Raw genomic sequence first — 25,012 nt, 5'->3', positions numbered from 1 at the left:
GCGGGGCACCTTGTTGTGATCATCTCCGCAAGAAAGGACAGACCATGAGCCCGCTCACCATCACCAAGCTCAGCGAATCCGTCGGCGCCGAAGTCACCGGCCTGGACCCGTCCTGCTTGGCCTCCGACGACCCGGTCGGTGACGCCATCTTGGAAGCCTTGGAGGACAACGGAGTCCTCGTCTTTCGTCAATGGCGGCTCGACCCTCAGGCGCAGGTCGCGTTCTGCCGTCGGCTCGGCGAGATCGATCACTCCTCCGACGGTCACCACCCGGTCGCCGGCATCTACCCGATTACCTTGGATACCTCGAAGAATTCCTCGGCGGCGTATTTGAAAGCAACGTTTGACTGGCATATCGATGGCTGCACCCCCAACGGCAACGAGTGCCCACAAAAAGCCACTGTCCTGTCGGCCGTGCAGGTCACCAAAACCGGCGGCGAAACCGAATTCGCCAACTCCTATGCCGCCTACGAAGCGCTGACCGCCGAGGAAAAAGCCCGCTTCGACTCGCTGCGCGTCGTGCACTCAGTGGAGGCGTCTCAGCGGCGTATCACCCCCGACCCCACCCCAGAACAGTTGGCGCGGTGGCGATCTCGGCGCACCCACGAACATCCCCTGGTGTGGACACATCGCAGTGGCCGTAAGTCGCTGGTGCTGGGCGCCTCGGCTGACTATGTGGTCGGCATGAACCTCGAGGAGGGCCGCACCCTGTTAGCTGAGCTCCTCGAACGTGCCACCGTGCCTGAGCGGGTATATAGCCATTCCTGGTCGGTTGGCGACACGGTGATTTGGGATAACCGCGGCGTTCTGCACCGAGCGGCTCCGTACGATCCCAGCTCGTCGCGGGAAATGTTGCGGACCACCGTGCTTGGCGACGAGCCGATCCAGTAGGCCCGTCCCCGATCGCCGAATTTCGAGGAAGGAGTTAGTCGCTGAATGGTCAAGTCACTGCTGTTCGTGGAGAGCAAGCCGGTGTTGTCGAATCTTGTTGAGGAATACCATCGTTGGCGCGATCGGGTTCACATATTCGAGATGCTGGCGGTTGACGGTTTCGTGTCAGCTCGGCGCTGGCACACCGACGGATCCGAGGTCGGGCACATGACCTTCGAGCCCGCCGACGTCGAGCGCCTGGTCGGTCTCTGCCGCAAGCTCCAGCCACCATCCGGGGCGGTGACTCCTAGTCGTGACGGGGCAATGAGGCCCTGCGGCCTGCACTCTCGAGAGCCCCTCGGACCGGCTGCGCTGGAATTTTTACGCGGGCATCTCGCGAGGGCCGCTCTGTCGTCCGCGATCGAACGACAGAGCCACCTTGGCTTGCCCGCCTCGGATGCCGTCTACCTCCTAGCACCGGTCCCATGAGCGCCGCGGTGGTCCTACGTGCCGACCGTTGGGTTGATATCGACGTGGGCATAGTCCGGTCACCCGCGGTCGTCGTGGTAGTAGGCGATCGCATCACGGCAATGAACCCGAGCGACCTACCCGCCGTAGCTACTGAGATCGACCTCGGTGATGTCACCCTGTGTCCTGGTTTGATGGACATGAAGGTTAACTTCTTCATCGGAGGGCCGGGGCAGACGAATCTGCCCGCGCCGATGTGCGGCGTCCAAGAAGATCCGGTGTATCGCGCGTACCGAGCCGCGGCCAACGCGCGCACGACATTGCTGGCAGGCTTTACCACGGTGCGCAACGTCGGGCTGATCGGCAAGACGGGCGGCTCATTGGTCGATGTTGCACTGGCACGGGCGATCGAAGAAGGCTGGGCGGAGGGCCCGCGCCTCATCCCTGCCGGGCATGCGATCACGCCGGGCGCTGGTGATGTTGCGCTTGGGACACTTGAGCCTATCGCCCCCAGAACCATGCCGATCAGTCTGAAGGAAGGCGTTGCCAGCGGTGTAAGCGACGTCCGCGAATCGGTCCGTTACCAGATCTGCAATGGCGCCAAAGTGATCAAAGTCGTGGCGTCCGATGGTGCGATGACGGACAGAGCCAGTTTCGGGGCCCCGCACTATTGCGACGACGAGCTGGATGCAATCGTCGATGAGGCCAGGCGCGCTGGCATAACGGTCGCCGCGCACGCCATCGGGGACAAAGCGGTCGAGGCGTGCATCCTCTCCGGTGTCGATTGCATCGAGTATGGCTACCTCGCAGCGGAAAAGACCATTGAGATGATGGTGGATTGCGGCGTATTCCTGGTGTCGGCAACCTGTCTCATGAAGGCGTTGGACGGGGACCGGACGGGCGCTGGCCGGCAGCAAACGGCAGCCGATGTCTTTCCTGCCGCCAAGGCGATGCTTACCGAGGCAATCGAGGCCGGAGTCAAGATCGCCTGCGGCACCGATGCCCCGGCGATCCCGCACGGTGAGAACGCCCAAGAACTCGTCGCCCTCGTATCCCGCGGCATGTCCCCGATGCAGGCCCTACGTGCGGCGACACTGACCAGCGCTGAACTTATTGGTGCGAACACCGAACTCGGTCGTCTCGCACCCGGATACCTCGCCGACATCATCGCCGTCCCCGGCAACCCGCGCGTAGACGTCACCACGATGCAGGATGTCTGCTTCGTGATGAAAGACGGGCGCATCCACAAAATGCCGAGCGTGGCCGCGACCAATTTCGATAGTGATGCCGACTGGTACACGGATACCGCGCCAAGACCCCTACGGCTGTTACCGCATGCGAAGTGAGTGCTGAGCAGCCGTTCAGGTGTTATGCGTGGATCGAGCCGCACGCGCCGGCAATCATCTGCTCAATGTGTTCGATCGAGACGCGGCTCTCCATCCGCGGCGCGGGCAAGAGGAACGCCGCGACTGAAAGACGCGTGTTCGCGCACAAGTACGCTTCCTCGGCAAGGAATCTGCGCAGCAAACCCTCCATTCAGGGCCGCAGCGTTCTCGCCAACTACCAGCCGCACCAGGGGAGAGGCCCCTAAATGGTGGTTCTAGTTTGGCGGAGGGGCTTTTCAACGCTCGATGCCGGGGAGCGGTCGATACCCCCATCGGTCGCGGTCGGCTACGTCGCCATCTGGTCTAACCGCTATCAGTGCACCGGTGGCGCCCTTGCGGTGGCCGGGGTGAGAACTGGCCAGGTCAGGGCATTTTGATTACCGACACGTACATTTCGAGCATCGGTCGGTAGAGGTCGACGTCGTCGAGTTGGGTCCCCAGCACGACCGCGTCGCTCGTTGTGATGAGCACGTGCGCGAAGGTCGATGCAGGAATCACCAGACCTGCGCCGAGCTGATTGATCTTCTCCACGATGAACTTCTCGAGGGCTTCGACGACCTCCGATCTCTTGGCGGCCACCCGTTCCCGCGCCTCGGGATTACGAAGCAGATACAGCGTGAACTCGTGTCCTAACGCGGCATGTGCAGTGCCGCGTTCATGACCCAGTTCACGCCAGCGCTCGGCGATATCGTCGAGTTCACGCGCCCCCAGCTTTGTAGATGTGCCCATCAGTTCGGTGAAGTTGTCGAAGAAACGCTGCCAATACCGGCCGCTGACGGCGAGGAAGAGATCTTCCTTCGCGGCGAAGTGCTTGTAGAGCCCGCCTTTCGTGTAGCCGGCCGTACGTGCAATCTCGTCGAGAGTCGCCGCCATAAAGCCCTTTTCGGCAAAGACCTCCTCTGCCGCGTCCAGAAGAAGTGAACGGGTGTGCTCGAGACGCCGCTCCCGCGTCCAACTCTCAACCATGCGGAGATTGTGTCACGAAAACGATCTCGGAAGCCCATTGGCCGCTAAGCAGCCAGTAGGTACACTCAGTGGGCCGATGGCTGCCGAGGAGGGCAAGCGATGACTGTCTCGTCCATAACAGACGCCCACAGCAACCCCGTTGCCGCTGAGTTAGTCGCTGATCCATATCCGAGGTGCGCGCGGACGCGAGATTGCTGGACTTTATCTATCCCGAAGGAGGCATTGCTATGAGCCACGTCGTGGGTAAGAAGGGAGCACCTTCTACGACGGAGTCGCTCGCTGGTGTGGGCTCGCTTGGTGCCCAGCCCCAGTCGAAGATCAAGCCGGTGCACATCTGGGCCGCCGTGGGCGGCGCGATTCTCGCTTTCCAGCTGTACGTGGTTATCAGCTGGCTCAGCGGGGCCAACTTCGAGCGAGTGCCGGCGGGGCCGAGCGATCCGCCGCTGGCGATGAAGGTAATCCTCGTGACGTTCACCGTCTTGTGCTTGGGCGGTTTGCCGATCGCCATCTATTACTTCATCGTCCGGCCGTGGCGGCGCGAGCGCAGGATCACCCTCGACGGCATGCTGATCGGCGCCTGCGGTGCGATGTTCTTCCAAGATCCGCTGCTGAACTACTTCAACACGTGGAGCACCTACAACACCTGGCTGTGGAACCGGGGCTCGTGGGTGCAGAACATTCCGGGCTGGCAGTCGTTCGGGAAACCGGGGGCCATGATGGCCGAACCCGCCCTGATCAACGTGGGCGGATATGCGTTCGTCGTGCTGCTGTGCACAATCCTCGGCTGCTGGGTCATGCGCAAAGTCAAGGAGCGATTCCCCAACATCAGCACGGTTGGCCTCATCGGCGTCACGTTCGGCTACACGGTTTTATGGGACCTCGTCATGGAGGGTCTGATCTTCCTTCCCATGGGCTTTTTCACCTACCCGGGCGCCATCCGGGCAGTGTCGCTCAACGCGGGCACCTACTACCAGTGGCCGATCTACGAGGGCCTGATGTGGGGTGGCGTGCAAGCAGGCCTGTGCTGCCTGCGGTACTTCACCGACGACCGCGGACGGACGTTCGTCGAGCGAGGACTGGACAGCGTCCGAGGAGGGTTTGCCAAGCAGCAAGGCATCCGTTTCCTGGCGATCTTCGGCGGAGTCAGCGCGTTCTTCTTCGTGCTCTACAACATCCCGGCCCAGTGGGTCGCCATGCACCAAGATCCCTGGCCAGCGGACCTCTTGAAGCGCTCGTACTTCCTGATGGGCATTTGCGGCGCGGACACGGACCGGCCGTGTCCCGACCCCGCGCTGCCAGTGCCGCTGAAGAATTCCGGCTACATCAATCACGACGGTCAGCTTGTTCTTCCAGATGGCGTCAAGCTTCCCGTCAATGTTCCCATCGAGCGAGGTAAGTGAGTTGCTGAATAGTCGACCCGCGGCAGTTCACGCCGTCTCGGAAGCGCCGTTCTATAAGGCCGTCGGCGACGAGGTGGAGGTCTTTCAGGCGGCGGCCGGTCGCGGTTTGCCAGTGCTGCTGAAGGGCCCGACCGGCTGCGGCAAGACCCGGTTCGTCGAAGCGATGGCCCACGGGCTGGGCCGCGAACTGATCACAGTGGCCGGCCACGAGGACATGACGTCGGCCGACTTGGTGGGACGGTTCCTGCTCAAGGGCGGTGAAACGGTCTGGGTGGACGGGCCGTTGACCCGGGCGGTGCGCGAGGGCGCGATCTTCTATCTGGACGAGGTGGTCGAGGCGCGACAGGACACCACCGTCGTCATCCATCCGCTTGCCGATCACCGCCGTGAGCTTCCGGTCGACCGGCTGGGCACGACGTTGTCGGCGGCGCCGGGGTTTCAGCTGGTGATCTCCTACAACCCCGGCTACCAGAGCGTGCTGAAGAACCTCAAGGAGTCGACCCGTCAGCGGTTCATCGCCATCGAGCTCGGCTTCCCACCCGTCGATATCGAGACGCAGGTGGTGGCCCACGAAGCCGGGATTGATCACGAGGCCGCGCGGACTCTGGTCAAGCTCGGCAACGCTATCCGCAACCTAAACGGTTCGCCGCTGCGGGAAGTGTCCTCCACCCGGATGCTGATCCTCACCGGCGGGCTCGTCGCTGAAGGGCTGAGCCTGCGCAGCGCCGTGCAGGCAGCCATCGTGCAGAGCCTGTCCGATGACCGCGACGTCAACCGCGCGCTCGGTGAACTGGTCGATGCCGTCCTGCCTCGGACGTGACCGCCGCCGATCCGGACGGTCCTGACCGGTTCCGGTTGCTAGCCACGTTCGTCGCCGGCAGGTCCATGGACGTCACGGAGGCGCCGGCGGGCCAGGTCGCGCACACCAATGGTCAGGTTGTGTTGGTCTCGGCGGGTGGCTCTTTCGCGGAGCAACGCCGTGAGGTGCTGGTCCAGTGTGCGCTGATGGGCGCGGGAAGTCTGGATCCGCAGCTGATGAAGGCGTTGCGGGGACGTCCCGCGGTGGCAAGCCGATACCTGGCGCTCGAAGGTCACCGGGTGCTCGCCGAGCTCGCCAAACAGCTCCCGCTCGCGGCCGTGCTTTGCCCTGCCGGACAACCGCCCACCGCGAGCGCCGACGAGTCCCTCGCAGTAGCGAAGGGACGCGCGATGGTCGCCGACCCTCCGGACTGGTTCGGTGTCATCAAACCCTCCCGACTCCTGGCGGCACCGGACGGTCCGGGAGCTCGGGCCATCGACAAAGATCTTCGCCTGGAATTCGATCCCATCGACCTGCCCGAAAGCCCTGAGGAAGACGGTGGTGACGAGCAGCCGTCCGGCGAAAGCAAGATTCTCAAGCTATTCGACAATCCGCTGTTCAAGTCGCAAGCCCTCGCCGACTATTTCCGCAAGTTGATGGGCAGCTCGCGTTCCCCCGGCGATGGCGCGGCCGGCGCGGAGTTGCAGGTCCGCTCGATGCGGCGGGTTCAGTCGGTCGGCCCGAACGCGCGGCCGCTTCCCACTCCGCTCCACTTCACCGGCGGCGGCAATCCCGGCGCCGCGGTGGGTGTGGGGGGCGCCCGGTATCCGGAGTGGGACGTCCATCATCACCGGTACCGGCCGGACTGGTGCCGGGTCATCGACTTCCCGCTGGCGACCGACGCCGACATCTCCGACGCGGCGGTTCGCCACGATGACGTGCTGCGGCGCCGGCTGGCCCGAATCGGGCTGGGGCCCAAGGTTCTTCGGGGTCGCACCGATGGCGACGACCTCGACATCGAAGCCCTTATCGACTTGGCCATCGATCTGCGTTCGGGTCACTCACCACCGGAACACGTCTACCTCGAGCGCCGCAAACTCGCCCGCGACCTCGGTGTGCTGATCTTGGTCGATGCCTCGGGATCGGCCACCGATACAGATCCCGACGGTCTGGCCGTGCACGATCACCAGCGGCGGGCGGCGGCCACGCTGGCCGTCATACTCGAAGAACTCGGCGATCGGGTCGCCGTCTACGCATTCCGATCCCAGGGCAGGCACGCCGTCCACCTCCCCGCGATCAAGGAGTTCGACCACCGGTTCGGCGCTGTCGGCCGGGCCCGGCTCAACCAGCTCGAACCGTCGGGCTACACGCGCCTTGGCGCGGCCATCCGCGGAGCTGGCGAGATACTCAAGACCAAGGCCGGCACCCCGAACCGGCTGCTGCTGGTCCTATCCGATGGATTCCCTTACGACGACGGCTACGAAGGCCGCTACGCTGAGGCTGACGCCCACAAAGCACTCGAGGAACTCCGTGCCGACGGCGTTGCCTGCCTTTGCCTTTCCATCGGCGCCACCACCGATGATGATGCGCTCCAACGAGTCTTCGGCTCCGCCAGCCAAGCCAGCGCAGCGACCCTGTCCGAGCTGAGCCCGCAGATGGACGAACTGTTCTTGTCGTCGCTGCGCGAGCTGGCCGCGCCCAAACTCACGCGAGGATGAGGCACTCTGAATCGGGCAGGTTTCCGGACGCACGCGCGCATCCACCAAGCGTCCCGCGGCTTAGCTGGGGTCTGCGACCCCGAGTGCGTTCCCCAGTCCGGCAAGTAGGATATCGAGCTCCCAATCGAAACGGTCGTCATCGGAACGGTCCTGTAGGGCTTGCCGCGCGCTGGCCAGATGTGGGCTGAGCGGGGCCGCGGTGGGTGTGGTGGCGGCGTCGCCGCCACGTGGATGGGATCTTGATCGGATTGATGCGAATCCGGTTCAGCCCGAGGCGGTTTCGGCTATGGCGATACGTGCTGCTTCACATCGACGATGGCGTGTTCGCCGCGACGGTCGATTCGATGACCCGGCGCATCCGGCGGACAGTAAAACGCCCGCAAAGCGGCCTACGACTCACCTAGACTTCGCGGAAATCAGCTCGTCGACAAGCTCACACGAACGCACCGCTGAGGATTCCGCACCAGCCAGGCGTCCCACTTCACTGACAAATAATCGAAAGTCGACCTCAAGCGGCTAGCCCACGCGGCCAGCAACTGTTTGCGGCCTGAACTTGATGTGCAGATCGGTGAGCCCGCGCAGGATGAACGTTGGTTCGTAGTTGTATCTGCGTTGGCCGGCCGGTCCGTGCTTGTCCTCATCGATGGCGATGTCGGCCATCCGGTCCAAGATGCGTTCGATCGAGACGCGGCCCTCCACCCGTGCCAGGGGCGCACCCGGGCAGGAGTGAACGCCCCGGCTGAAGGCGATGTGTTCGCGCACGTTCTTGCGATCGAGCCGAAACTCGTGAGGCTCGTCGAACCTCTGCGGATCCCGGTTGGCCGCGCCCGGGCTGACCATCACCGTCGTACCGGCGGGCACCGCGATGTCGCCCAGGGTGGTTGTCTTGCGCGCCAAACGGAACACGCTCGTGACCGGACTCTCGATGCGTAGGCACTCCTCGATAAACGCCGGGATCAGGCTACGGTCCTCGCGAAGCCGTTGCTGGATGTCGGGCCGTTCCCCGAACACCCGCAGTGCGACGCCGAGCAGTTTAGCCGTGGTCTCTTGTCCGGCGCCGAACAAAAAGGTAGCGGTGTGAACCACATCGAAGAGGTTGGGCGTGGAACCATCGGGGTATTTCGCGGTGGCCAACGCGGTCAGCACATCGTCGCGGGGTGCGCGTCGGCGGTCCTCGAGGTAGGACGCGATCTTTTCATCGGCCCATGCCAGGGGGTCGATGGCGATCTCCTGATGGTCAAGGGCCCCGATACCCGACGCCGACGTACCGAAGGCCGCACGGAACTCCTCGTGGTCTTGCTCTGGTATCCCCAGCAGGTCGGCAATGACAATCAGCGAGAAGGGTTTGGCATACGCCGCGAGGAACTCACAGTGTCCGTCGTTGATGAACTGGTCGAGGTAGCGGTCGGCCAGCCGCCACATAAAGTCTTCGTTCTCCTTCAGACGCTTGGGAGTCAGCAGCTGATTCAGCAGAGAGCGGGCATCGGTGTGTTGTGGTGGATCCATGCATACCATGTGCTCAAACATGGGGATCTCGGTGCGGTGCTGCTCGAGCTGTTCGGTGATGTCGTCGCCCTCAGGCACGAACGGCAGCGGGGTAAACGGACCGGCGGGCGCGATGCAGGAGGAGTAGGAGTCCACGTCCTTGTAAACCGCGTGGGCAGTCTCCCAACCGGTGACCGCAAGCACGTCGTGATTGATCGGGCAGCCGACCGGGTGCTTGCTGCGCAGATAGTCGAAGTAGGGGTGGGGATCAAGCACGAGCGATTGATCGGTGAAATAGTCGACGGAGTCGAAGTTCGTCACGGGTGGCGTGCCTCCTGAATCCCTGAGAAGTTCTTGTCGCACCGCCGTGGGCAAGGTGTGCTGCCCCTTTGAAATAGCACGGTACAGGACCACGGTCAATACGATCGTACGCGGACAATACGACCGTACGTTAACTGGCATGTCGTTCGATGACGGAGTGCATGGCAATCGCCCGACGTTTATCACTTTCGTCAAAATGAAGTTCCTATGGTTGGCCGACTCAAGGGCAAGGTTGCATTCATCACCGGTGCGGCGCGCGGCCGAGGCCCCAGCCATGCGGTGCGAATGGCCAGAAGGCTCCGACATCATCGGAATCGATATCTGCCGGCAGGTCGATCACGTGAATTGATGTTTACGCCGGAAGACCTCGCCGATCTGGTCAAAGGCCACAACCGCCGCATCTACACGGCGGGCGGCTGCGGCGGATCAATCATCCCGACCAGCTCGGTCGGATGGTTCAAGACATACTGGCGATCTGCGAACCCAGTGGCCGTTGGCCGCAGCGGGAGTGAACCCAACGTGCAGTTCGGTGAGTCCGCGGAGCAGGGACATCGGCTCGCAGTTGTAGTCGCGATGCCTAGCAGGTCCGTGCTCGGTCTCGTCAATGTTGCTTCCCGGGTACGGTCGAGAAGCCGAATTACGGTGACTTGTCACTCGACCCGACAGGCGGCGGTGGTTAAACAAGTCGAACCATCGTACGGTGGCCAGCTCGACGTCCTCGGTGGGGCGCCAGGGCTTACCGGGTTTGCTCACTTCGGTCTTGTCGAGGCCATTGATCGTCTCGGCGAGCGCGTTGTCATAGGTACCACCCGCCGCCCCGACCAAGGGTTGAATACCCGCCTCGGCAAGCCGTTCGGGGAACCGGATCGACGTGTGTTGAGACCTAGTCGTATGGTGGACAACGTCTTTGAAGTCGAGGACACCTTGTTGCCGGCCAACCCAACTGGCGTGCTCGATCGCATCGAAAACCATTGAGATGGCCATCGTGAAAGCGAACCGCGACCCCGGGATTCGCCGCGCGTAAGCATTGGTGACCAAGGCGACGTAGGCAACCGCCAATCTTGGCGGGCGAAGAGCCCTTGCACTGGCACCTGCAGGCGCCGCTCGTGAGCACCACCCCGGCACTGGACTGGCGTTGACATCTTCTGCGCCGTCGTCTCTAATACAAACGTAATGTCAACGATTCTCGGTGCGGTGCGATCGTATCGTTGTGGTACTCCGAGGAGGTAAGGACGGGTGCCGATACATCGGTTGGCCGATGCTCCGCCGGCACCACTTCGGATGTCAAAATTCCAATACGTCAGTTCCGGCGGATGGGTGATTCAAGTCATCGCCTTCGCAGACGACGGGCTACCGGCATTGAGACGCCGATGAAAGTGATCGTTGATCAGGGCAAGTGCGCCTCATCGGGAAACTGTGCGCTGAACGCACCTGGGATCTTTGATCAGCGCGACGAGGACGGCGTTGTTGTGCTGCTGGCTGAGCATCCGTCGACCGCGCAGCAGGACAACACTCGTCGTGCGGCCGCGGCTTGTCCTGCGCAGGCCATCTTCATCGAGGAATGAGGACGAACAAAAATGTCTGACACGCTGATCGGTGCCCAGACGGCCTCCGATATCCCGGAGTATCCGATGGTCAGGGACCAACGTTGCCCGTTCGCCCCACCGTCGAAAGTCCTCGAGCTCAATACCGGCAAACCAGTTTCGCGTGTGCGGATCTGGGATGGCAGCACCCCATGGCTGGTTACCGGTTACGAGGAGGCGCGGGCGCTGTTCTCCGACTCTCGGGTAAGCGTCGACGATCGACGCCCGGGGTTTCCACACTGGAACGAGGCCTTTGCGGCGACGGTGCACCAACGGCCTCGGTCGGTGTTCACGTCGGATGCCGAGGAGCACACGAGGTTTCGCCGGATGTTGTCGAAACCGTTCACATACAAGCGGGTTGAGGGTTTGCGGCCGGCGATCCAGACGATCACCGACGACTGCATCGACGCGATGCTGTCGGGTCCTCGACCGGCCGACCTCGTTGCGGCGCTTGCGATGCCCGTTCCCTCGTTGGTGATCAGCGAGATGCTCGGCGTTCCGTACGACGACCACGAGTTCTTCCAGGAACACGCTAATGTTGGGCTCGCCCGATTTGCCACCCCCGAGGACAACATCAGGGGAGCGATGGTGCTGGCCAAGTACATGGCCACTCTCGTTGAGGCGAAGATCGCTGAGCCGGCTGAGGATGCGGTGTCTGACCTCGCGGAGCGAGTCAAGGCCGACGAGATCAGTGTCGAGGAGGCTGCACAGCTCGCCACCGGCCTGCTGATCGCCGGGCACGAGACTACCTCCAACATGATTGGGTTAGGCGTATTGGCCCTCTTGGACAATCCCCACGAGTTGGCGGTGGTCCGTGACGCCACCGATGCGGGAGTCGTCGCCAACGTGGTGGAGGAGTTGCTTCGCTACCTGTCCATCGTCCAGAACGGTCAGCGGCGAGTCGCCGCGGAGGACATCGAGATCGGCGGCGAGACGATCAGGGCCGGCGAAGGCATAATCATCGACCTCTCGCCGGCGAACTGGGATCCAAATATTTTCGAGGAACCTGACCGTCTTTACCTGCACAGGAACAACGCTGGCCAGAACGTCGCGTTCGGTTACGGTAGGCACCAGTGCGTTGGGCAGCAGCTCGCCCGGGCGGAACTTCAGGTCGTGTTCACGACCTTGTTCCGCCGCATTCCCACATTGCGTCTTGCCGTCCCGATCGATGAGGTCGCCCTCAAGCACGACCGCCTGGCCTACGGCGTCTATGAACTGTCCGTTACGTGGTGACCGGCACAGGCTTGTCAATAATGCGAATGGAGGATCAATGACGTCCGCACGTCGCGGCGTCACGACGGTAACCGTCGTGTCGATAGACCGGATCGGTGTCAACAAGCCATCTCTGTCTTCGGATTGCGTGCATAACGCCGCATGCAACCGCAGTGGCGGCATCATCGAATTCGTGGAAATCTGAGATGACAACTTTTCTTGCGGGCGAGTCCACACTCGACATTCCTGCGCGGCCCGACCGCGCCCGGATGCGCCGCCAGACAGGTGCGCGGCTGCGATCCGCGATGGCCGATCGCGATGTCGGCGCGCTGATCCTCTTGGGCAACAACGCCGTTACTTACGCGACTGGGACAAGTTGGCCGCTCGGCGACGCCGGCTTGTCGCACATCGAGCGCCCGGTCGCCTTGGTACTCGCAGACGACGAATCGCCCCATTTGTTCCTTCCGTTTCGAGAGGGCGCTGCAGACGAAACTGAGCTGCCCACCGACCACGTTCACCCAGCGGTTTACCTGGAGTTCGACAGTGGGATAGAAGCTTTCGCGCGGTTGCTCTCCGATCTGATTCCGCGCGGGACCACTGTGGCGGTCGACGAGTTAACCGGCGCCATGCGGCGCGCGCACGACCGATTGTTTCCATCCGGCACGCCTATCGACGCCACGGCGATCCTCGGCGCGGCCAAAGCGGTCAAGACGGTTGACGAGATTGCCTGCATCCGTCGGGCCGTCCAAATCACGGACGAGGCAATCGTCGACGTTCAGGCGGTGCTGGCCCCGGGGGTGCGCCAGATCGATTTGTCGGCGAAGTTTTTGCGGCGGGCGTTCGAGCTTGGAGCGGTGGCAAACATGCTTGAACCGATCTGGCAGGTCATGCCGCCATCGAGGGCCGAGGGTGTGTGGACCAGCCATGGTGACCTCGCGCTGCCGCTGTTGACGACCGAGCGGGAGCTGAGAGCTGAGGACGTGCTGTGGACCGATGTCAGCATCAGTTATGGGGGATACTGCTCGGACTTCGGACGAACTTGGATTGTGGGCAAGGATCCGACGCCCCGACAACAGGCGCAGTTTCATCGTTGGCGCGACATCATGGCTGCCGTCTTGGATGTGACCCGTGCCGGCGCCACGGCGGCCGATCTGGCGAGGGCGGCTACCACCGCCAATGGTGGACTTCGGCCGTGGCTACCGCATTTTTATCTGGGCCATGGTATCGGCGTGAATGCTGCGGAGATGCCGATGATCGGCACCGATCTCGGCGATGATTTCGACGAGAACTATGTCCTGGAAGCGGGCATGGTTCTTGTTTTGGAGCCGGTCGTCTGGGAGGACGGTACTGGCGGCTACCGCAGCGAAGAGATTGTCGTGATCACCGAAGAAGGCTGGAGTAAATTGACCGACTACCCGTATGCGCCTTATGGCGACTGAAGTTCTGCCGGACGACCGTGCGCTACGCTCCGGGCGGCGCGAGCGCGCGCTGGTTCAGATGGAAGCCCACGATCTCGACGTGCTCGTCCTCGGCCGGCAGGCCAATGTCCGGTACGTCACCGGCGCGCGCCAAGCGTGGGTGGCCGGAACACGGCCGTTCGGCCCGACCTGCGTGCTGGTGCGTGAGACTGGCGCGATCTACTTGCTGAGCACGTGGGACGAGGGTGTGCCCGACGACATCCCGCACGAGAATCTCTATGGCATTTCATGGAATCCGATGAACACCATCGCGAACCTGAAGAAGATCGATGCCGCGGCGACAGCCCGCCGGGTGGGCACCGACGCGTTGTCCCCGGCATTCGCGCAGCTGTTGCCGAGCGCTTTTCCCAACGCCGAGCTGGTAGACGGCGAGGCCGCTATGCGCGCCGCCCGGCGGATCAAGACCACAGAAGAGATTGCCGCTCTTCGGGAGTCAGTGCGGGTAGCTGAGGTCGGCCTGGCCGCCGGCGTGTCACAACTAGGTCCCGGGGTCACCGAGCAGACCATGACCGGAGCAATGCTGGAAGCGATGGCCGCTGGTGGTGTCAGTACCCCGGCCAACCAGGACAGCGTGTGGGTGACCTCAAGAGACCGTCCATGGCGGCGAGTCACCGGCGACGGGGCGGCGCGGACCGGCGACCTGGTGGTGTTCGCAGCCGGCGCACTCGCCCACGGCTATATCGGCCAGGTTGGCCGCACGCGAGCGGTAGGTGAAAAGAGCGCCGGCGCGCGCGCGTTGTTCGCGCGAGCGGACGCGGTCTGGGACGGCCTGGCTAGCGCATGCACACCGGGTGCTCGGACCAACGATCTGCTCGCCGGGTACCGAACGGCCGGTGAGGCGTTGCCGCCCATGCCGGTGGCTCACGGTATCGGAATGGGGTTCGACGCACCGGTCGTGTCCGCGCAGCTAAACCCGGACGGCGGCGACGAGCAGCTGGAACCGGGGATGGTGCTCGCCGTCACGGCCTATGTGTGGGAAGAGGGCATTGGCGCTGTTCTGTTGCGAAATCCGGTCCTCATCACCGCCGACGGATCGGAAGTGCTGACCTCGAATACCCGCGAGTAGCACGCATGGCAAAACGTCCCGCGCCCGAGGAGATCATTCTCTACGACAAGGACCCGCAGACGAAGATCGCCACGATCACCTTCAACCGGCCCGAGTTTTTGAACGCACCTACATCTGCCGCACGACTCCGATACGCCGACCTGATCCGCGCGGCCACCGTTGACAACGACGTCAAAGTGGTCGTCATCCGCGGTGTCGGTGACAACCTGGGCAGCGGTGCGGATCTGCCCGAGTTCATGGAAGGTGATGACTCCCCCGACCTGCGGCTCGCAGAGATGCGGCTGGAGAACGAAAGCGGTGAGGTCAGCTACCCGCCCAAGGGATCGTTTCGGCACGGCGCAACGATCAGCGCGTGGTTTGCCAACTCGCAGGCCGGCAACCGGCCACTGCAAGAGTTCAAGAAGATCAGCATCGTCGAAGCGAAGGGTTACTGCTACGGCTGGCACTTCTACCAATGTGCCGACGCGGATCTGGTGATCTCGTCTGACGACGCGCTCTTCGGCCATCCCTCGTTCAGGTATCACGGATGGGGTCCGCGGATGTGGACGTGGGCTCAGACGATGGGCTTGCGGAAGTTTCAGGAAATGGTCTTCACCGGAAGGCCTTTCACCGCCGACGAAATGTTCCAGTGCAATTTCCTGAACAAGGTGGTGCGCCGGGACCAGCTTGAGGTCGAAGTTGACAAGTACGCGCGGGCGTGCGCGCGCAACCGGTCGGTGGACACGGTGTTCATGCAGAAGGTCTTCTTTGAAGTAGTGAAGCAGTATCAGGGCGAATACCTTGGCAGCCTGCTATCGGCGTTTTTCGAGTCGTTGGACACCAGCGTCATGCCGGACGGTGACGAATTGGTGATGGGGGAGGCGCTCCAAAGCGGGCTGGCGAATGCGGTCAACGAGAACGACAGCAAGTTCCCCCCGGGGTTCCGGCTCAGCAAGTCCAACCGCAAAAAGAAGGGCTAGCGGGATGGAGCCGCTGAACGGGTACGTTGTCGTCGACCTTTCCACCGGAATTGCGGGTGCTTACTGCACGAAGCTGCTCGCCGATGGTGGCGCCGAGGTGATCAAAGTCGAGACGCCCGAAGGAGATCCGTTGCGGCGATGGTCGGCATCTGGAACGGAGATAAAGCCGGGCGAAGAGGGGGCGCTGTTCAGTTTTCTCGCGTGCTCGAAGCACAGTGTCGTGGCGGACCCGGATACCGATGCCGACTTCGTCAACGGGCTGTTGGCGCACGCGGATGCCGTCATTTGGTCACATGGGTCAAAACTCGCTGAAAGCCAGGCGTTTACGCCGGCACAGATGCATCGCGATCATCCCCATTTGACGGTCACCTCGATCACACCGTTCGGGCTGGAGGGCCCGTGGCGCGACAAAGCGGCCACCGAATTCACGTTGCAGGCGTGGTCGGGCGGTATCATCGGCCTTGGCCGCGGGTCTGCTGATCGGGCACCGGTATTCGTTGGCGGTCAGGTAGGTGAGTACCTCGCCGGAGCGTATGCGAGTGCGGCGACCCTGGCATCACGCTTCCGGACGCTCGGTGACGGTGCAGGCGAACTGATCGACCTGTCGATGCTGGAAACCGATGTGCTCGGGCTCACCTACTATCCGGTGGCCTACTACGAGATGCTCGGCCGACCGTGGCGCGATGCCCGCCGGCTGACGGTGCCCGGCATCGCACGAGCCAAGGACGGTCTGGTGGATCTGGGCTGTGGCACCGCCCAGCAATGGTTCGACCTGTGCGCGATGAGCGGTCATCCGGAGTGGATCGACGAGCACTCACCGCTGTCGATCACCGAGCAGGCCAATGAGAAAGCTGACGAGCTGTATGCCTGGGTCGAGAGCCAAACCGTGGACGAGGTACGAGATCTCGCCACCGCATTCCGGATCCCGAATGCGCCCGTGGCCAACGGGGCCAATATCGATGCACTCGAACACTTCCAGGTCCGGCAGTCCTTCGTGCCCAATCCGCGCAACGGGTTCCTACAACCGAGCCATCCGTACCGCATCCGGCCAAATTGTCTCCGCTCACCCGAACCGGCGCCCCGCCTCGGCGAGCACACCGAGGTGTACCGAAATCGGCTGGCCGACGGCCAGGGCCGTGAACGTCGGCTGACGATGACCGGGAATTCCAGTTCAGCAAACGCACCGTTGGCGGGGCTGCGCGTACTGGATCTGACAACCTTCTGGGCGGGTCCGAGCTGCACCCATCTGCTGGCCATGCTCGGTGCGGAGGTAATCCACATCGAGTCGACCCGTCACCCCGATGGCACTCGGCTCATCGCAGGCATCCCGATCACCGAGGACCAGTGGTGGGAGAAGTCGCCGATCTTCTCGAGCTTGAATACCAACAAGAAAGACCTGACACTGGATCTGCAGAGCGCTACCGGGCGCGAGCTGCTTGGGCGGCTGATCACAACCGCGGACGTGATCGCGGAAAACTTCACGCCGCGCGTCATGGATCAAATGGGCTTGGATTACGCTGCAATCCAAGCGATTAACCCAGCCGCGATCATGCTGCGCATGCCCGGCTTCGGTCTGGACGGACCATGGCGCGACAACCCGGCGTTCGCATACGCCATCGAGGCAGCTGCCGGAGTCAGCTGGCTCACCGGTTATCCCGACTGCAATCCGTACGAGCCGTACTCCGTCGGCGACCCCAACGCCGGCATTCACGCGCTCAACGGGTTGCTCTTGGCGCTGGAGCACCGCCGCCGGACCGGCCAGGGATCGCTCGTGGAGGCGGCAATGGTCGACGCGGCGATCAACATTGCGGCAGAACAGGTGATCGAGTACTCCGCATATGGTGCGCTGCTGCAGCGAGCCGGGAACCGCGGCCCCAAGGCCGCGCCGCAAAACCTGTACCGCACCAACGAGATCGACGAGTTCGGCCGGCTTGACTGCTGGGTGGCAATCGCCGTCGCCACCGACGATCAATGGGTGAGGTTATGTGAAGTGGTGGGGCGCGACGACTGGGCTGCAAGTCTCGCGCTCTCGACCGCAGACGGGCGGCGCAGAGAGCAAGACATGATCGACGAACATCTGGCCACCTGGTGCGGATCGCGGACTGGCGACGAAATTGTCGAATCTCTGTGGGATACAGGTATTCCCGTAGCAAAGGTGCTGCAGCCGCATCATCAGGCGAGGCTGCCTCAGCTCAACTTCCGCGGCTTCTTCGAAGAGGTCGGCCATCCGGTCAACGCTCAAACCCCCCACAGCACCCTTCCGTTCAAGCTGTCCCGCGGCCCGCGGCGTATCCACACACACCCTGCACCGCTGCTCGGCGAACACAATTACGTATTGCTCACCGAGCTTGGACTGACAGCGAGTGAGATCGCTGACCTCGAAGCGGACGGTGTCATCGGCCGCGCACCGGCCATGTAGTCGGACGGGTAAGTCAGAATCGAGTTTGCGCGATTAACGCCGGAACCTCAGCCTCGATGCTCAATCCTCGTCGGCATGCCGACGACAATGCCCCCGTCGACCGGCAGAACGGTGCCCGTGACGTAGCGTGAACGGTCGCTCGCCAAGTACAGGGCCGCCTCCGCGACATCTTCTGGTGTGCCCTCGCACTCCAACGGGCGAAGTGCCCGCATGGTGTCGCGCCAGGCGCCTACGTACGCATCGCGAGCTTCATCACTCATCTGCTTGGCGGAAGAGGCCAGGATTGGTGTGGGGATTCCACCCGGCGCGATGCAGTTGACACGAACTCCGTGCTGTGCCAACTCCATCGCCGCGCATTTCGTGAAATGGAGTACTGCGGCCTTGGCGGCCCGGTACGTCATCACTCCGGCGCCCGCCCGGATGCCACCGATCGAAGACATGTTGACGATCGACCCGCCGCCGGCCTGAGACATCTGACGAGCGGCTTCGCGAGTACCCAGCATCACGCCTCTCAGATTGACCGCTATCAGCCGATCGAAGTCAGCCAGGTCGTCGTCTAAGAAGTTGGCGTGCATCGTGCCCGCGATGCCGGCGTTGTTGACCATGACGTGCAGGCCGCCGAGCTCATCGGCGACGCTGGCGGTCAACTCTGCCATCTGGCCGGCGTCAGAAACGTCGATGCGCTCGAATCGCGCACTTCGACCACATTCGGCAGCCAGTTTCGGGCCACGCTGGTCGTCAAGGTCGGCGATCACCACTCGAGCGCCCGCCGCCACAAACTGCCGTACGGTCGCACATCCAAGTCCCGACGCCCCACCCGTGATGATGGCGACCTTGCCGGCCAGTTCATTCGTCATCTCGCTGCCCCATCGTGTCGACCTGCGCACCGAGACGAGCTTTTGCTGCAAAGGGCGGAGATGATGACGTTCATGGACGTCTACGCTCCCGGGGAACCGCGCTATCGACCACCCTAGAGACCGAGGAATTCGGTGATGTTGTCGTTGATGATCCGTGCGGCCGCCTGGGGTCCAACAGCTTCGACGACTGTGGCCAGCGACTTCTCCGAGTAACCGTAGGTGCTTTCGTTGTGGGGGTAGTCCGAGGACCAGAAGACTTTGTTGACGCCGATCCGCTCGATCAGCTGCAGGCCGACCGGGTCGAGCATGAATGATGCGCTCATGTGGTTGTCCCAGTAGTAGCGCACGTCGTGCTCGAGAGGCCGGTTGAGCATGTGCCGATACGACGCCACCAAATGTTCGGCGTCTTGCAGCGCCCAGGGCACCCACGCGATCCCGCCCTCGAACCAGCCGATCTGCAGCCCGGGGTGGCGATCGAGGATGCCGCCGAAGATGTACTTGGAGAACACTTCCCGGAACCCGTCGATGTTGGTCATCATGCTGACCACGATGGGGTTGAACTCCGACGGGATTTTCGGTGGCGTCTCACCGATGTGGTGGGTCAGCGGCAGACCGGCGGCTTCGATCTCCTCGAACACCGCCGTCATCGCCGTGCTCGCGTAGTCGATCGGGTTGCCGTCGTCGTCCTTGCCGGGATTCAACGGCAACAGAAATGTCTTGAGCCCCAACGACTTCAGCTCGGCAAGGGTGCGCCGGGCGCCCTGGGGATCCCACCAGTTGATCAGCCCCACCCCGTAGAAGTGCCCACCGGAGCGCTCTTGTAGCTCGGCAACATATTCGTTGTAGACGCGGAAGGCCAGCTCACGAATCTCCTTGTCCGGGTAGCCAAACAGCGCCAGGATCGCGTTGGGGAACGCCAACTCCTTATCGACCCCGTCGGCACGCAACTCCTCGATCCGCGCCTCGATGTTGGTGCTCGCCGCCCCGGGCAGATCGTCGTACTGCATCACCACCGCGCTGAAGGTGTCCCACAAAAACGACTGCCCCTTGACCCCGATGTGGTAGGCGCCGTCGTCGTACCAGATCCGCGGCGCGTCCTCTTTGAGCTTGTCCGGGAAACGCTGGTAGAAAATGTCCTCGGCCAACGTGATGTGATTATCGGCAGAAAACACCACCGTGCCCTCCGGCAGCCCGACACTGCATCCAGTTGCGTGGCCGCGCCGATCCTTTGGCGCGCCCAGGCCCTCGGGCGGATAGAGCGAGGTTGCAGAAGGTCTAGACATCGTTGATCCTCCAATCGTAGCCAGCCTGGTTCGCGAGGATGACTATTGGGTCGTTCACCAGTGCACATGCCGCGTTCATCGGGCGTTCCTTACTCGGTGCCAGCGGCCCTAGTTGTCTTCAATGGTGATGGCTTGTTCGGGGCAGCACAATGTCGCTCGTTGTGCCTCGTCTAATTGGTCTGCGTCGATCGCGCCGTCGTTGACCGTTTGCCCGTAGCCGTTCTCGTCGTCGGTGAACATCTCGGGGTAGAGCGCATAGCAACGGCCGTTTCCGCTGCAGCGGTCGGAGTCGATGTGGAGCCGCATTACGACCTGCCATTCGTGACCGGGAACCTCAGCGGAAGCGAGGTGAGCCGGATGGTGCCCGCGGGCCACTTCACTTCTGGTTCGAATCCCGGAGCTATCTCGTAGTCGGGGATCAGCTTGTGGAATTCCTCGACGACAAGGCGAAGTTCGCGACGGGCCAGATGGGAACCCAGGCAGCGGTGGATCCCACCCCCGAACGTCACGTGTCCCAAGTCCGAGTGCGCCAGGTCGAAGGTGTCGGGATCCTCGTATCGGTCCGGGTCGCGGTTGGCGGTGCCTAGATAGATCACGACCGATTCGCCCTTGGGGATCTGAACGCCGCACACCTCGACGTCCTGGGTGGTGATGCGGGTGACGCCGGGAGCGGGTGGCTCCAAGCGAAGCATCTCCTCGACGACTGCCGGCACCAAGGTCGGATCGGCGATCAGCGACCGCCGCAGATCAGGGTTCAATGCGAGGTGACGCATGGTGAATCCGATCGCAGCGGCGACAGTGTCCAGCCCGGCCAGCGTGAAGACGAAGACAAAGCCGAGCAGTTCTTCAACCGTCCACGCCTCGTCGCCGCTCAGTGCCAGGATCCGGCCGAGCACATCATCGCTGGGTTTTTGCCGCTTCTTTTCGATGTAGCTATGGATGTAGGTCAGCAACGCGGTAGCGGCCTCAGCGACTACCGGGCCGGCCTCGGCGGTACCGACTCCGGTTGTGTTGTCGAGGATGGTCTCGACCCAACCGATGAGCTGGTCACGATCGGAAAGAGGCAAGCCGAAGAACGTGAGGAAGACCTGAGCGGGGTACAGGCGTGCGAGGTCGGCGACGACGTCGCACTCACCCTTGTCAGCAAAGGTGGCGATGAGATCCCTGACCTGACGACGCAGATCGTCCTCCATGGCGTTGATGACGCGAGGCGAGAACAACGGGTCCAGTATCTTCCGATACTTGGTGTGTGCCGGCCGGTCGCTTGCGACCGGCACCAGTGGCATCGGAATCGTCGAGCCGCCCGCGGTGGCCCCGACCGAGGAAAAAATTTCTGGGTTGCGTTGGGCGAAACGCACAGCCTCGCCACTGGTCAGCAACCAGGTTCCGTCATCGGCGGAATGGACCACATCACCAGCGGAGCTGACGTATCGAAATGCTGATGTCCGATCGCGGGCCATCGGGACATCGGCCAACCGAAATGTCGACACCGGTGGCTACCTCCTCGTTTGGTCAGTGCCGATACAGTTGCACTGCTCTTGGAATTCCGTGAACATTACACTTGTATTAGATCCAACTAACGGGGAACATGTCAACGGGTATCCGCGGCGTCCATGCGATGACGGCTCGTGCTGTCGCCTATCCCGAAGTAGTCGACCGCGGCCGGCAAGGCGCTCGCGACCCGTGTTGTGGCGTTGATCCCCATTGCGTCGCGCCGATTGCGCATCCGAGACTTGCGAGCGCGGCTCAACCTCACCAGGCGTCAAATCTAGAGGAGCTCACAGGTCCGATGGAAACCATTGCGAATCAGTCACCGCGGATGGCTGCCGTCCGAAAAGGCGCCGTCCGCCTCACCGGCGATCGATCGTTGCACGTTCCGCGATCAGGCGATCGGAAAACCTCGCGGTGACCTCGCACGACGACAACCTGACCGGCGCCGGTCCTATCGAGACGCTCGAAGCCATGGGGACGGCCCGGGCCATGCGCTACTTCCGGCCGGAGCCGGTTCCCGATTCGCTTGTCGAGAAGGTGATTTGGGCAGGCACGCGAGCGTCGAGCGCGAACAATTGTCAGCCGTGGGATTTCGTGGTGGTGCAGGCTTCTGATGTGCGTGCCAGGTTGGGCGCCCTGTTCGCACCGCTGGGGTCCGCGGCAGTTGCGCAATCGGTGGCGGAGCCCACGGCGCGTCGGACGGTCGCCGGTGCCATGAATCTGCTCGCCACCTTGGGCGAGGTGCCGGTGCTCATCTTCGTGTGCGGGCAGAACAACTATCCGGAGCAAGCGCCCGATCCGACCTTCATGTACTCCGCGGTATACGCTGCGGCACAGAACATGGTGGTCGCCGCTCGTGCGCTCGGGCTGGGCGCGGCTTTCACGACGTTTCATCGTTTCGCGGAGGCCGACGTCCGGAAGATCCTGGCCGTCCCCGACGATCGATACATCGCCGTCACCATTCCCCTCGGTTGGCCGGCGCGCCCATTCGGACCGCTGACCCGCCGACCGGTCGAGGACGTCCTTCACCACGATCGGTGGTGACTTCAGGTCGCCTCGCGAACTTCGGTCAGGGATGGGTCAGTACGGCATAGGACGGGTCCGTCCGGTCGCGGCAGGCATGTCGAGCGCCGAGAAACTCGGTGCCGTCCAGTGGAAGCCGGCGCACCATCTCCACGATCACCAGGCGATGGGCGATGCGCCACTGACCGCCGCGGCGCTCCAGGCGATCGACGTAGCGGCCGAGCACATGCAGCAGCTGCTCACCAGCCTCATCGGACATTGTCTGCCACACCACGTAGTACGTCTCGCAGCCGGCGTGATCGTCGTCGTGCACCTGTATCGCCTGATTCGTGATGTGATGCATGCTGAACCGCGCGGACTCCATGAGGGCAACGATGCCGACGCCCACCGTCTCGCCGGTGAACTGGGTGAGGCCATGTTCGTCGATCGCGTCCGGGTGGTAAGCCGAGGCGATCAGTTCGGCGTCCATGCGGTCGACACCACGGCAGTACCGGGTCAGTAGCTCCCGAATTTCCTCGTGCGCAATGACGGCGACATCCGCCGTCACGTCATGCCGCCCTTGGCTACAGCAGAACGCTGAATAGTCTGCGCCGCAGCATGTTTCATGGCGATGTAGGAGAACACGAAGCTCGCACCGATGCTCGCGCCGGCGCCCGGATACTTGCGGCCCATGACCGAGGCCGTGCAATTGCCGGCCGCATACAAACCCGGTATCGGTTCGCCGGCGGTGTTGAGCACGCGTGCATACTCGTCGCACAGCAACCCGCCGCTGGTTCCCACGTCGCCGGGAAAGATTTCGACGGCGTAGTAGGGCGGTGAGTCCAGGGGGCCGAGCGACGGGTTGGGCTGGTGCGTGCTGTCGCCCTGATAGCGCTCGTGCGCGCCCTCGCCCCGGTGGAAGTCCTCGTCGACACCGGTACGGGCGAAACCATTGAACCGCTGCACCGTCGCGGTCAATCCGGCCGTATCGATACCGCAGGCACGAGCGAGATCCTCTAGCGTCTGACCGGACTTCATATAGCCGTTGCGCAGCCACTCTTTCGGCAACCTGGGCCGGAAGCCGAACAGGTAGCGGCGGAAGTAACGCGAGTCCATGACCAGATAGCTCGGGACCGCGCCGTGCTCGTACATGCGCTGGCCGGCCTCCATGTAGGCCACGGCCTCGTTGAAGTACCGCTTGCCGGCCCGGTTGACGATGATGGAGCCGGGCTTGCTGCGCTCGGGATTGTGCGGTGACGGTCGGCCGTCCGGCTGGACCGAGGACGGGATCCACCACGCGTCGTCCATCAGGTCGACGGCGGCCCCGTGCGCCATGGCAGCCTGGATCACCTCGCCGGTATCGCCCGGGTTGGCGCTTGTCCACGCGCCGGTGTTGGGCTGCTTGGACCAGATGGCGCGCATCTGCGGGTTGCGGGCGAAGCCGCCGGAGGCAAGCAGCACGGCGTGCCGCGCGCGGATCCGCACCGGCCGGCCGTGGCGTGTCGCGGCAACACCAGTGACCCGCCCGTCGTCCATGACCAGATCGGTCAATCCGGTGTCGGTCCAGACCGAAACCTCCTCGGCAAGAGCGGCTTTCAGAGTTTGCGCGACGAGGGAGGCGCCGTTAGCGACCCGCTGCTCCCCGCGTAGTCGCCCCGTGGCGGTGCGGCGCCCGACGCGCAGCGCGGCGCGCACCGCTCGGGGAGAGCGCTTGATCAGCTGCAGCGTCGCCGACTCGCCGGTCATCACCACGATCTTGAGTGCGACGGATATGCCCGGCATCAGCTTGGCCGACCACGGGCCGAGTTCGTGCGTGTCGATGACGGTGGGTTCAATCGAGCGGCCGCGTGCTTTGCCGTCCCGCACGCCGCGCACCCCGGCGTAATAGTCGGAATACCCCTCGCAGCGAACAAAGTTGAGCCCGCGGTCCCGCAGGAAGCGGACCATCTCCACACCCTCTTCGATGTAGGCGCGACGGCGTGCCGGTGAGGAGGCGGGGCCGATGTCACCAACCACACTCTCGAAGTAGCTCAGCCCTTCCTCGAGGGAGTCCGGGACGCCCTCCTCCTGCATAAGCGGATTGTTCGGCAGCCACAGCACACCGCCTGACATGGCGGTCGACCCGCCGATCATGGCGCCCTTCTCAATCACGAGTGTTTCCAGGCCATGTGCCGCAGCGGTGACGGCGCCGCACAGTCCGCCACCCGAACCGACGACGATGACGTCGGTGGTGTAGTCCCAGTCGGGCATG

The 25,012-nt window shown here is 63.2% G+C and carries 21 protein-coding genes and 3 pseudogenes; 13 read left to right on the top strand and 11 right to left on the bottom strand.

The window, feature by feature from the left end:
- Positions 1-44: 44 nt before the first annotated feature.
- Positions 45-890: a TauD/TfdA dioxygenase family protein gene (locus tag G6N50_RS10985; protein ID WP_083095917.1), complete on the top strand. Its 846-nt coding sequence runs from the start codon at positions 45-47 to the stop codon at positions 888-890.
- A gap of 464 nt (positions 891-1,354) precedes the next feature.
- Positions 1,355-2,683 carry a metal-dependent hydrolase family protein gene (locus G6N50_RS10980; protein WP_083095911.1) on the top strand — a complete coding sequence of 443 codons (1,329 nt, stop codon included), beginning with the start codon at positions 1,355-1,357 and terminating at the stop codon, positions 2,681-2,683.
- A gap of 22 nt (positions 2,684-2,705) precedes the next feature.
- Here the strand turns inward: G6N50_RS10980 and G6N50_RS10975 are convergent, their stop codons facing one another.
- Positions 2,706-2,873 (bottom strand): hypothetical protein, encoded by a 168-nt coding sequence (locus G6N50_RS10975; protein WP_158086076.1) that lies wholly within the window; start codon positions 2,871-2,873, stop codon positions 2,706-2,708.
- A 212-nt stretch (positions 2,874-3,085) separates the two neighbouring features.
- Positions 3,086-3,688, bottom strand: a complete 603-nt coding sequence (locus tag G6N50_RS10970; protein ID WP_083095908.1) for a TetR/AcrR family transcriptional regulator — start codon at positions 3,686-3,688, stop codon at positions 3,086-3,088.
- A 227-nt stretch (positions 3,689-3,915) separates the two neighbouring features.
- Between G6N50_RS10970 and G6N50_RS10965 the strand changes: the two genes are divergently transcribed.
- The 3 genes from G6N50_RS10965 to G6N50_RS10955 are packed head-to-tail and all read left to right on the top strand — an operon-like array spanning position 3,916 to position 7,605.
- Entirely contained in the window at positions 3,916-5,088 is a 1,173-nt protein-coding gene (locus tag G6N50_RS10965) for a spirocyclase AveC family protein (RefSeq protein ID WP_083095906.1), read from the top strand.
- A complete protein-coding gene (locus tag G6N50_RS10960) occupies positions 5,063-5,908 on the top strand; it encodes a CbbQ/NirQ/NorQ/GpvN family protein (RefSeq protein ID WP_083095903.1) in 846 nt (281 codons plus the stop codon). Before G6N50_RS10965 ends, G6N50_RS10960 begins: the two co-directional genes overlap by 26 nt.
- Positions 5,905-7,605: a nitric oxide reductase activation protein NorD gene (locus G6N50_RS10955; RefSeq protein WP_232068941.1), complete on the top strand. Its 1,701-nt coding sequence runs from the start codon at positions 5,905-5,907 to the stop codon at positions 7,603-7,605. The genes G6N50_RS10960 and G6N50_RS10955 overlap by 4 nt, the downstream gene beginning before the upstream one ends.
- A 516-nt stretch (positions 7,606-8,121) precedes the next feature.
- Here G6N50_RS10955 and G6N50_RS10950 read toward each other — a convergent pair.
- The gene (locus G6N50_RS10950; protein WP_232068981.1) at positions 8,122-9,411 is read right to left on the bottom strand and encodes a cytochrome P450; all 1,290 of its coding nucleotides are present in this window, start codon (positions 9,409-9,411) and stop codon (positions 8,122-8,124) included.
- Between the two features lie 207 nt (positions 9,412-9,618).
- Here G6N50_RS10950 and G6N50_RS29710 point away from each other — a divergent pair.
- Positions 9,619-9,822, top strand: a pseudogene (locus G6N50_RS29710) (SDR family mycofactocin-dependent oxidoreductase); the annotation flags it as partial.
- A gap of 90 nt (positions 9,823-9,912) precedes the next feature.
- Here the strand turns inward: G6N50_RS29710 and G6N50_RS30085 are convergent.
- A pseudogene (locus G6N50_RS30085) lies at positions 9,913-10,061 on the bottom strand (cytochrome P450); the annotation flags it as partial.
- Between the two features lie 13 nt (positions 10,062-10,074).
- A pseudogene (locus G6N50_RS10940) lies at positions 10,075-10,461 on the bottom strand (IS3-like element IS987 family transposase); the annotation flags it as partial.
- Between the two features lie 320 nt (positions 10,462-10,781).
- Between G6N50_RS10940 and G6N50_RS10935 the strand changes: the two are divergent.
- The 6 genes from G6N50_RS10935 (at position 10,782) to G6N50_RS10910 (ending at position 18,128) form a co-directional block, all read left to right on the top strand.
- Positions 10,782-10,976: a ferredoxin gene (locus G6N50_RS10935; RefSeq protein WP_083095896.1), complete on the top strand. Its 195-nt coding sequence runs from the start codon at positions 10,782-10,784 to the stop codon at positions 10,974-10,976.
- Positions 10,977-10,988: 12 nt separating this feature from the next.
- On the top strand, positions 10,989-12,227 hold the full coding sequence (locus G6N50_RS10930) for a cytochrome P450 (RefSeq protein WP_083095893.1): 1,239 nt from the start codon (positions 10,989-10,991) through the stop codon (positions 12,225-12,227).
- Positions 12,228-12,412: 185 nt separating this feature from the next.
- Positions 12,413-13,645 carry a M24 family metallopeptidase gene (locus G6N50_RS10925; RefSeq protein ID WP_083095890.1) on the top strand — a complete coding sequence of 411 codons (1,233 nt, stop codon included), beginning with the start codon at positions 12,413-12,415 and terminating at the stop codon, positions 13,643-13,645.
- Positions 13,635-14,750 carry a M24 family metallopeptidase gene (locus G6N50_RS10920; RefSeq protein WP_083095887.1) on the top strand — a complete coding sequence of 372 codons (1,116 nt, stop codon included), beginning with the start codon at positions 13,635-13,637 and terminating at the stop codon, positions 14,748-14,750. The genes G6N50_RS10925 and G6N50_RS10920 overlap by 11 nt, the downstream gene beginning before the upstream one ends.
- A gap of 5 nt (positions 14,751-14,755) precedes the next feature.
- Positions 14,756-15,709, top strand: coding sequence for an enoyl-CoA hydratase/isomerase family protein (locus G6N50_RS10915; RefSeq protein WP_083095884.1), 954 nt, complete (start codon positions 14,756-14,758; stop codon positions 15,707-15,709).
- 4 nt (positions 15,710-15,713) lie between these two features.
- Entirely contained in the window at positions 15,714-18,128 is a 2,415-nt protein-coding gene (locus G6N50_RS10910) for a CaiB/BaiF CoA-transferase family protein (RefSeq protein WP_083095881.1), read from the top strand.
- A 47-nt stretch (positions 18,129-18,175) separates the two neighbouring features.
- Here G6N50_RS10910 and G6N50_RS10905 read toward each other — a convergent pair whose 3' ends face one another.
- The 4 genes from G6N50_RS10905 to G6N50_RS10890 form a co-directional block, all read right to left on the bottom strand.
- Entirely contained in the window at positions 18,176-18,985 is an 810-nt protein-coding gene (locus tag G6N50_RS10905) for an SDR family NAD(P)-dependent oxidoreductase (RefSeq protein ID WP_083095878.1), read from the bottom strand.
- A gap of 113 nt (positions 18,986-19,098) precedes the next feature.
- Positions 19,099-20,160, bottom strand: a complete 1,062-nt coding sequence (locus tag G6N50_RS10900; protein WP_232068980.1) for an amidohydrolase family protein — start codon at positions 20,158-20,160, stop codon at positions 19,099-19,101.
- 216 nt (positions 20,161-20,376) lie between these two features.
- Positions 20,377-20,574, bottom strand: coding sequence for a ferredoxin (locus tag G6N50_RS10895; protein ID WP_083097051.1), 198 nt, complete (start codon positions 20,572-20,574; stop codon positions 20,377-20,379).
- Complete coding sequence (locus tag G6N50_RS10890; protein WP_163650839.1) at positions 20,574-21,545, bottom strand: cytochrome P450; 972 nt, start codon at positions 21,543-21,545, stop codon at positions 20,574-20,576. The genes G6N50_RS10895 and G6N50_RS10890 overlap by 1 nt, the downstream gene beginning before the upstream one ends.
- Positions 21,546-22,173: 628 nt before the next feature.
- On the opposite strand from G6N50_RS10890, the gene G6N50_RS10885 reads away from it, so the two are divergent.
- A complete protein-coding gene (locus G6N50_RS10885) occupies positions 22,174-22,803 on the top strand; it encodes a nitroreductase family protein (RefSeq protein ID WP_197748066.1) in 630 nt (209 codons plus the stop codon).
- Positions 22,804-22,828: 25 nt separating this feature from the next.
- Here G6N50_RS10885 and G6N50_RS10880 read toward each other — a convergent pair whose 3' ends face one another.
- Positions 22,829-23,329, bottom strand: coding sequence for a nuclear transport factor 2 family protein (locus G6N50_RS10880; RefSeq protein WP_083097056.1), 501 nt, complete (start codon positions 23,327-23,329; stop codon positions 22,829-22,831).
- A complete protein-coding gene (locus G6N50_RS10875) occupies positions 23,326-25,011 on the bottom strand; it encodes an FAD-binding protein (protein ID WP_083097058.1) in 1,686 nt (561 codons plus the stop codon). The genes G6N50_RS10880 and G6N50_RS10875 overlap by 4 nt, the downstream gene beginning before the upstream one ends.
- Position 25,012: the final 1 nt, after the last annotated feature.

It is taken from the genome of Mycobacterium mantenii (assembly GCF_010731775.1).
Classification (GTDB): domain Bacteria; phylum Actinomycetota; class Actinomycetes; order Mycobacteriales; family Mycobacteriaceae; genus Mycobacterium; species Mycobacterium mantenii.
The sequence above is the reverse complement of the archived record's forward strand: the minus strand, read 5'-3'. Positions and strand labels throughout refer to the sequence as shown.